This window comes from Propioniciclava sp. MC1683, assembly GCF_014164675.1.
In the GTDB taxonomy this organism is placed as follows: Bacteria; Actinomycetota; Actinomycetes; order Propionibacteriales; family Propionibacteriaceae; genus Propioniciclava.
Map to the genome: position 1 here is coordinate 19,564 of NZ_JACJFX010000037.1, position 8,298 is coordinate 27,861.

At 65.8% G+C, this 8,298-nt stretch carries 5 protein-coding genes; all 5 read left to right on the forward strand.

Going from position 1 to position 8,298, the window contains the following annotated elements; translation table 11 throughout:
* Window positions 1-40: 40 nt before the first annotated feature.
* The 5 genes from H5397_RS15135 (at window position 41) to H5397_RS15155 (ending at window position 8,161) form a co-directional block, all read left to right on the forward strand.
* Window positions 41-1,606, forward strand: coding sequence for a class I SAM-dependent DNA methyltransferase (locus H5397_RS15135; RefSeq protein WP_182818445.1), 1,566 nt, complete (start codon window positions 41-43; stop codon window positions 1,604-1,606).
* Complete coding sequence (locus tag H5397_RS18950; protein ID WP_220492330.1) at window positions 1,603-2,790, forward strand: restriction endonuclease subunit S; 1,188 nt, start codon at window positions 1,603-1,605, stop codon at window positions 2,788-2,790. Before H5397_RS15135 ends, H5397_RS18950 begins: the two co-directional genes overlap by 4 nt.
* Window positions 2,790-3,083 (forward strand): hypothetical protein, encoded by a 294-nt coding sequence (locus H5397_RS15145; RefSeq protein ID WP_182818448.1) that lies wholly within the window; start codon window positions 2,790-2,792, stop codon window positions 3,081-3,083. Before H5397_RS18950 ends, H5397_RS15145 begins: the two co-directional genes overlap by 1 nt.
* Window positions 3,084-3,522: 439 nt before the next feature.
* Entirely contained in the window at window positions 3,523-4,695 is a 1,173-nt protein-coding gene (locus H5397_RS15150; protein WP_182818449.1) for a Fic family protein, read from the forward strand.
* Window positions 4,696-4,762: 67 nt separating this feature from the next.
* Window positions 4,763-8,161 (forward strand): DEAD/DEAH box helicase family protein, encoded by a 3,399-nt coding sequence (locus H5397_RS15155; RefSeq protein ID WP_182818450.1) that lies wholly within the window; start codon window positions 4,763-4,765, stop codon window positions 8,159-8,161.
* Window positions 8,162-8,298 lie beyond the last annotated feature (137 nt).

Here is an 8,298-nt window from a genome sequence, read left to right on the forward strand (position 1 = left end):
CGAACGCGCAGTGTCTGACCGCCTCGCTACCCTGTGCCTCATGTTGACCGGAGCGCTGCGCAGCAAGATCGATCGAGTGTGGGACGCGTTCTGGTCCGGCGGCATCTCCAACCCCATGGAGGTGATCGAGCAGATCACGTACCTGATCTTCATCCGCCGCCTCGACGAGCTGCAGACGCTCAAGGAGAACAAGGCGAACCGGCTCGGTGAGCCGATCGAGGACCCGATCTTCAAGCCCGGGCAGCAGCACCTGCGCTGGTCGCGGTTCAAGAACGACGACTCGGCGGTCATGTTCCAGACGCTGGTCGAGGGTGTGTTCCCCTTCCTGCGCGCGCTCGGCGCCGATGGCTCCACCTACTCCTCCCACATGAAGGACGCCCGCTTTACCATCCCCACGCCCGCGCTCCTGGGCAAGGTCGTCGACCTGCTCGACGACGTGCCGCTCGACCGCCGCGACACCAACGGTGACCTGTACGAGTACATGCTGGGCAAGCTGGCGACCTCGGGTCAGAACGGCCAGTTCCGGACGCCGCGGCACATCATCGGCCTCATGGTCGCGATGATGGATCCCCAGCCCGAGGACACCATCTGCGACCCGGCCTGCGGCACGGCGGGGTTCCTGGTGTCGGCGGCCGAGCACCTGCGCGCCGAGCACCCGACCGTTCTCACGGACGCCGCCCAGCGCCACCACTTCCACCACGGCGCCTTCACCGGCTACGACTTCGACTCGACCATGCTGCGCATCGGCAGCATGAACATGCTCATGCACGGGGTCGAGTCGCCCGACATCTCCTACCGCGACTCGTTATCGGGCGCTGGCGATGCGGACGCCGAGGCCTTCAGCCTGATCCTCGCCAACCCGCCGTTCGCCGGCTCGCTCGACTACGAGGCGGTGTCGAAGCAGCTTCAGCAGGACGTGAAGACCAAGAAGACCGAGCTGCTGTTCCTGGCGCGGTTCCTGCGGCTGCTCAAGCCCGGCGGACGCGCGGCGGTCATCGTGCCGGACGGCGTCCTGTTCGGGTCGTCGAATGCCCACAAGACCCTGCGCCGCAAGCTGGTCGAAGACCAGAAGCTGGATGCCGTCGTGAAACTCCCCGCCGGGGCGTTCAAGCCGTACGCAGGTGTGTCGACCGCGATCCTCTTCTTCACGCGAACCGATTCGGACGCCACAACGGACGTGTGGTTCTACGACCTTCGCGCTGACGGCTGGTCGCTCGATGACAAGCGGACGCCCCTTCTCGACGAGTCCCTCCTCGGCTGCCGCCGTGAGATGGACGCTCCGGGCGGGGTTCGGTTCGGGGCGCTGGACCTGACCGACGACCAGCACGAGAAGAACAACCTGCCCGACGTCTTGGCGCGGTGGCGGGATTGGCGGCTGAGCCCGTCGAAGTCCGCCGAGACGGATCGGGCGCGGACTGAGCAGTCGTTCTTGGTGCCCAAGGCCGACATCGTCGCGGCAGGGTATGACCTGTCGCTCAACCGCTACAAGGAGATCGAACACACGGACGCCGACACGCGCGACCCGCTGGAGATCATCGCGGAGCTGGAGGAGTTGGAGGCAGAGATCCAGCAGGGTTTGGGTGAGTTGAAGGCCATGCTGTCGTGAGGTTCGTCCGACTCGGTGATGTCGCCGACGTGAGGCTCGGCCGACAGCGATCTCCGAAAAACCACCAGGGACCCGGCATGCGCCCCTACTTGAGGGCGGCGAACGTCGGATGGGATGGCCTCAAACTTGAAGACGTCCTCACCATGAACTTCACCGACGCCGAGATGTCCCAATACCGCTTGGAGCCAGGAGACATCCTGTTGTCCGAGGCGTCTGGCAGCGCGCTCGAAGTGGGTAAGCCAGCCCTCTGGGAGGGCCAGATAGCGGAGTGCGCATTCCAGAACACTTTGATCCGGGTACGGCCACGAAACCACGAACCGCGCTACCTTCTGCACTACTTTAAGTGGCTTGCTGCATCCGGCCGGACGGCCGCGATGTCTCGTGGTGTGGGTATCTACCACCTCGGGCAAGCCGCCGTGGCGGAGGCCCACGTTCCGCAGCCGCCCTTCGGCGCGCAGCGCCGGATCGCGGCCATCCTCGACAAGGTGGCGGAGCTCCGGGATGCGCGTCTGCGGACCATTGATGCACTCGGTGACCTTGCCAAGCAGGCCTTTCAGGCTGAGATTGCCGGTGAGCGCGGCTGGCCAACGGTCACGATTGGCGAGCTAGCCACCGCGCGTGGTGCGATCCGAACGGGCCCCTTCGGGAGCCAACTTCTCCACTCAGAGTTTGTCGACGAGGGCGTCGCCGTTCTGGGCATCGACAATGCAGTGACCAACGAGTTCCGTTGGGCTCAACGCCGGTTCATCACGGAGGAGAAGTATCGGCAACTCAAGCGATACACCGTCCACCCCGGGGACGTGATCATCACGCTTATGGGGACGTGCGGGCGCACTGCCGTGGTTCCGTCAGACATACCTCTCGCCATCAACACCAAGCACCTGTGCTGCATCACGCCAGACGATGACAAGTGCCTTCCCGAGTTCCTCCACGCAAGCTTCCTGTGGCAGCCGCTGGCCCAGTCCCATCTCAAGCGCTCGACCAAGGGTGGAATCATGGATGGGCTCAACATGGGGATTATCAAGGAAGTGCCCGTCCTGCTTGCTCCACTTGATGAGCAGCTGCGCATTGTCGACCGCTTGGGTCGTCAGCGTGCGAGCCTGAATCGGGCCCGTGCTGCTCTTGATGCACTGGACCGCCTCCACGCTGCTCTGCAGGTTCGTGCATTCAAGGGAGGATTGTGATGGCTGGCAAGCAACTGCGACTGTTCCTCGTCGACGGCACTCCCGGCGGACTGACGACGCTCGAGATCGTCAACTGGACGGGACGGCTCGTGTCCGGGCCGCGGTCCGATCTCGCTCAACTCTTGTCCCGCGAAGGTGAGTCGCGGCGTCCGGGTGTGTACCTGTTGATCGGTGACGACGAAACCGCCGTGGCGGGTACGCGGTTGTGCGTGGGGGAGACCGACGAGATCGCCGGGCGGCTCAAGACCCACCACCACGAGGTGCGTGGCAAGACTTCTGGACGCGCGTGGTGACGATCACGTCCAAGGACGACAACCTCGCCAAGGGGCCGACGCGCTACCTGGAGTCGCGGTTGTGCGAGATCGCGGCCACGGCGCAGCGCTGCACGCTCGAGAACGGCACGGCTCCGGCGCGTCCGCGCAATGTGGTTTCCAAGTGGCCGTCCACGGCCAGCGCGATCGTGACAGGGCGGTCCTGCAACGGCGCCAGGCGTGGGCGACGGCGTTCGGTCAGACGTTCGGGGCGTGGGAGGAACGCGAGGTCAGGGAGTCCTGAGGTCCTGCAAACCGCCAAACATACAAACAACCATTGATGAACCCGCTGGCCTCGTAGTTTGTCTATTTGTATGTTTGGCCGCGCCTCAGCGGCTCGACCTGCGCCGGAGCGGGCAGGGCTGGCGTCCGTGTCCGAATGTCTTTATGATTCGGACATTGGGACACGAGGAGGTCTGGCATGGAGCTGTACCAGCGGCCAGACCTCGGCGCGCGCGATCATGAGGTTCTGGCTCAGATTCAGGCGCTGCGGACCGAACTGGCGGCGTACCTCCGCGTGCCGACCCGCTGGCAGGGTGCGCTGCGCAGAACCTCTCGGGCCAAGGCGATTCGGGGCTCGAACAGCATCGAGGGCATCAATGCCACGCCGGATGACGCTCTTGCGGTCGTCGACGAGCAACCTCCTCTGACGGCCGACGAGCGTGTCGCTGCAGAGATCACGGCCTACCGACGTGTGCTGACCTACGTGTTGCACATGATCGGCGACCCCGACGTGCGTCCGGACCTGCAGGCGATCAAGTCACTGCACTTCCTGTTGTTGGAACATGGCCTGTCCAAGTCGCCGGGGCGGTTCCGGGCGTCCGAGATCTATGTGCACGACGAGGTCGGCGACGCGATTGTGTATGAGGGGCCGGATCCCGAACGCGTCCCGGGGCTCATGAAGGCATTCGCCGACGACCTGTGTGCGGAGGCGACGGGGTCTGCACTGGTTGCCGCAGCCATGGCGCACCTCAACCTGGTGATGATTCACCCCTTCCGAGATGGGAACGGGCGGATGGCTCGCGTGCTCCAAACCTTCGTGTTGGGGCGGGATGGGATCCTCGAGCCGGACTTCTCCAGCATCGAGGAGTGGCTGGGGAGCAACACCGAGGACTACTACCTCGTTCTGGCCAAGACTGGCCGTGGGCGTTGGAACCCCGACGGTGACGCGCTCGACTGGGTGCGCTTCAATCTTCGGGCGCATCACATGCAGGCGCAGACCGTGCGGCGTCGTCTCGACGAGGTCACGGAGATCTGGCGTCAGTTGCAGGAGCTGGGTGAGCCTTTGGGCATCCCTGACCGCTCGTACGACGCGCTCGTCGATGCCGCGTTGGGCTACCGGGTTCAGCGTCCCGGCTATGCGAAGCAGACGGGCGTGGAGGATCGAACTGCCTCCCGGGACCTCAAGGAACTGGTTGACGCTGGCCTTCTCGACTCCTTTGGGCAGACCCGCGGGCGTTACTACGTTGCGGGCGCGCCCATCCGCCAGCTGCGACAGCGGATTCGGGAGAGTCGCGGGCCACTGGAGGACCCCTACCCCGACCTCATGGCATCCATTCGCGAAGCGGTGCGTGAGAGGCCAATGTCTCAATGATTAAGACATTAGGACACGTTGAGCGCAAAGTCTATGCATACACGCGCAAACAGAAGCCTGCGTCGTCATGACCTCCAACTTCGACTTCCTCGCCGCCGAGTGGACGGATGTCCACCCGGATGCCGTGCGCGCCGAGTCGTACGGACGCACCGACCCGCGGACGGCGGTGTTCTACGCCCGCCGGGTCATCGAGCAGGTCGTCGAGTGGATCTACGACCTCGAGAACCTCCGCGAGCCCTATCGCGACGACCTCGCCGCGCGGCTGGCCGATGACGGCTTCCTGCGGGCGGTCGGCGTCCGTGTTGCCGAGACCGCCCACGCGATCCGGAAGGTCGGCAACGCCGCGGTTCACCGGGCGCAGCCGATCAGCGAAGCCGTCGCGCTCGGCGTCCTGCGCGAGCTGCACCGCTTCACCGCGTGGGCGGCGACGCGGTACACCACGGACCCGAACTGGCGGCGTCCGGCGCCCTTCGACGCTGCCCTGGTGCCCGGACCGCAACCCACCAGCCCACCGCCGCGCACGGCGTCCGAGATCGAGAGCCTGCGCGCCCAGCTCGACCAGCGGGACGCCGCGATGGCCGCCCAGCGCGCCGAGCGGGACGACCTCCAGGCCGAACTGGACGCCCTGCGTGCCCAGATCGCCGCCGCCCAAGCGGCGCAGACCCACCCAGCCGACGTGGACGACTTCGACGAGGCCGACACCCGCGCGCTGTTCATCGACGCCGACCTGCTCGAAGCCGGCTGGGACCTCGCCGAGGCGCGCGACCGCGAATACCCGATCACGGGCATGCCCAACATCGGCGGCGAAGGGTTTGTTGACTACGTGTTGTGGGGCGCCGACGGGCTGCCGCTGGCGATCATCGAGGCCAAGCGGACGCGCCGCGACCCGATCGTGGGGCAGCAGCAGGCCAAGCTGTACGCCGACGCGCTCGAGCGCATGACTGGACGCCGCCCCGTCATCTTCTTCTCCAATGGGGCGACCCACCACCTGTGGGACGACTCCGCTGGCTACCCGCCGCGCGAGGTCGCCGGGTTCCTGACGCGGGACGAGCTGGAGCTGATGATCCAGCGGCGTCGCACGCGACTGCCGCTGGCGACGGTGCCCGTGAACTCGAACATCGCCGGGCGGCACTACCAGCTGCGCGCTGTGCGGGCGATCGACGACGCACTGGAGGCGCGCCGGCGCCGAGCCCTGCTGGTGATGGCGACCGGCTCGGGCAAGACCCGCACGATCATCGCGCTGGTCGACCAACTGATGAAGGCCGGCTGGGTGAAGCGGGTGCTGTTCCTGGCCGATCGGGTGGCGCTGGTCAACCAGGCTGCGGGCGCGTTCAAGACGCACCTGCCCGACGCGGCGACGGTCAACCTTGTCACCGAGAAGACGGGCGACGGGCGGGTCTTCGTCGCCACCTACCCGACCATGATGAACCTGGTCGACTCCTACGACGACCCCGGACGCCGCCGCTTCGGCCCCGGCTTCTTCGACCTCGTGGTGATCGACGAGGCGCACCGCTCGGTGTACGCCAAGTACGGGGCGCTGTTCTCGTGGTTCGACGCCTACCTGGTGGGGCTGACGGCGACGCCGAAGGACGAGGTCGACCGGAACACGTATGGGTTGTTCCACCTGGAGGACGGCGTCCCTACCGACGCCTACTCGCTGGACGAGGCTGTGGCCGAGGGCTATTTGGTGCCGCCCGTCGGGGTGTCGGTGCCTTTGAAGTTCATGCGGGCGGGCATCCACTACGACCAGCTCAGCGAGGCCGAGAAGGAGCACTGGGACTCGTTGGAGTGGTCGGACGACGACGAGGTGCCGACCGACATCGACCCCGAGGAACTCAACCGCTGGCTGTTCAACACCGACACCGTCGACCAGGCGCTCAAGGTGCTCATGGAGCGCGGCCACCGCGTCGCCGGCGGCGACCGTCTCGGCAAGACGATCATCTTCGCCAAGAACAACGACCACGCGAAGTTCATCTCGGAGCGCTTCGACCTGGCCTACCCCGAGTTCGCCGGCTCGTTCGCGCGCATCGTTACGTACCGGACCGAGTACGCCCAGTCACTGATCGACGACTTCTCGAAGCCCGATTCGGCGCCGCACATCGCGATCTCGGTGGACATGCTCGACACCGGGATCGATGTGCCTGAGGTCGTGAACCTGGTGTTCTTCAAACTGGTGCGCTCGGCGTCCAAGTTCTGGCAGATGGTCGGGCGCGGCACGCGGTTGTCACCTGACCTGTTCGGTCCCGGCTTGGACAAGCAGAACTTCTACATCTTCGACTTCTGCATGAACCTCGAATACTTCAACCAGCCTGGCGCCGGGGCCGAGGGATCGGTGCAGAAGTCTCTCGGGCAGCGGCTGTTCGAGGCGCGGTTGAAGCTGGTGTCGGAGCTGGACGAGGTCGGATCGTCCGAGTTCGATGAACTGCGATTCGACACGGCAGCGGAACTGCACCGCATCGTGGCGGGGATGAACCTGGACAACTTCGTCGTCCGGCCCCATCGGGCGCTCGTGCAGAAGTACACAGACGCCTCCGCGTGGGCCCGGCTCGACGCTGGGTCGGTGTCGGAGATCGCCGGCTCCTTGGCGGGTTTGCCGTCGACTGTGCGTGATGACGACGAGGACGCCAAGCGCTTCGATCTGATCATGCTGACGTTGCAGTTGGCCGTGCTGGGCGGCGACCGCCTGGACTTCGAGGCCGGACGGACGCGAGTGCAGGGGATCGCGTCGCGGCTGCTGACGCAGACGACGATCCCGGTGATCGCTGCGCAGGTCGCGGTGTTGGCAGACCTGGCAGGGGACGAGTGGTGGGTCGACGTGACCCTGCCGATGCTGGAGTTTGCTCGGCGTCGAGTCCGTGCCTTGGTGAAGTTCCTGCCGAAGGGCGAGCGGAAGATCGTCTACACCGATCTGGCCGACGAACTGGGGGAGTCCTCGGAGATTGAACTGCGCGGCATCTCGGTCGGCACCAACTGGGAGCGCTTCAAGGCCAAGGCTCGCGCGTACCTACGCGAACACGAGGACAACATCGCCCTGCACCGGCTGCGCCACAACCGGCAACTGACACCAACCGACCTGGAGGCGTTGCAGGGCTTGTTGGAGGCCTCCGGCGCGGGGACAGCTGCGGACATCGAGAAGGCTGCCCAGGAGTCGAACGGGCTGGGTTTGTTCGTTCGCTCGCTGGTGGGCTTGGACCGCGCGGCTGCGGCCGAGGCGTTCTCGGAGTTCACCGCCGGGTCGGACTTGAGCGCCGACCAGTTGCGCTTCATCGAGCTGATCATTGAGCACCTGACGGCGAACGGCACGATGCCGGCCCGGCGCCTCTACGAGGCCCCGTTCACAGACTTCGCCTTCGGCGGCCCTGAGGTCCTGTTCGTGGACGCCGACGTCACACGTCTCATCGGACTCCTACGACGAGTCGACTCGACAGCTTCGGATGATCCGGGAAGTCGCTTGAGGCTGCTCTGACGGGAGTCTCAGCCTCGATCCGCCGACGCTGATTTGTAGGTGACGATTTCCCCGTTCTCGGGGGTGGTTGAGCAGCTCTGCCGTGTGAGGGTGCGGGGTATCTGCCGGTGTGCCCGGCTTTTCCACTGCTGGTTCCT

Excerpts from the sequence above, each read along its gene's own strand:
- H5397_RS15135 (WP_182818445.1), top strand. The coding sequence starts at position 41 with ATGTTGACCGGAGCGCTGCGCAGCAAGATCGATCGAGTGTGGGACGCG.
- H5397_RS15145 (WP_182818448.1), top strand. The coding sequence starts at position 2,790 with ATGGCTGGCAAGCAACTGCGACTGTTCCTCGTCGACGGCACTCCCGGC.
- H5397_RS15150 (WP_182818449.1), top strand. The coding sequence starts at position 3,523 with ATGGAGCTGTACCAGCGGCCAGACCTCGGCGCGCGCGATCATGAGGTT.
- H5397_RS15155 (WP_182818450.1), top strand. The coding sequence starts at position 4,763 with ATGACCTCCAACTTCGACTTCCTCGCCGCCGAGTGGACGGATGTCCAC.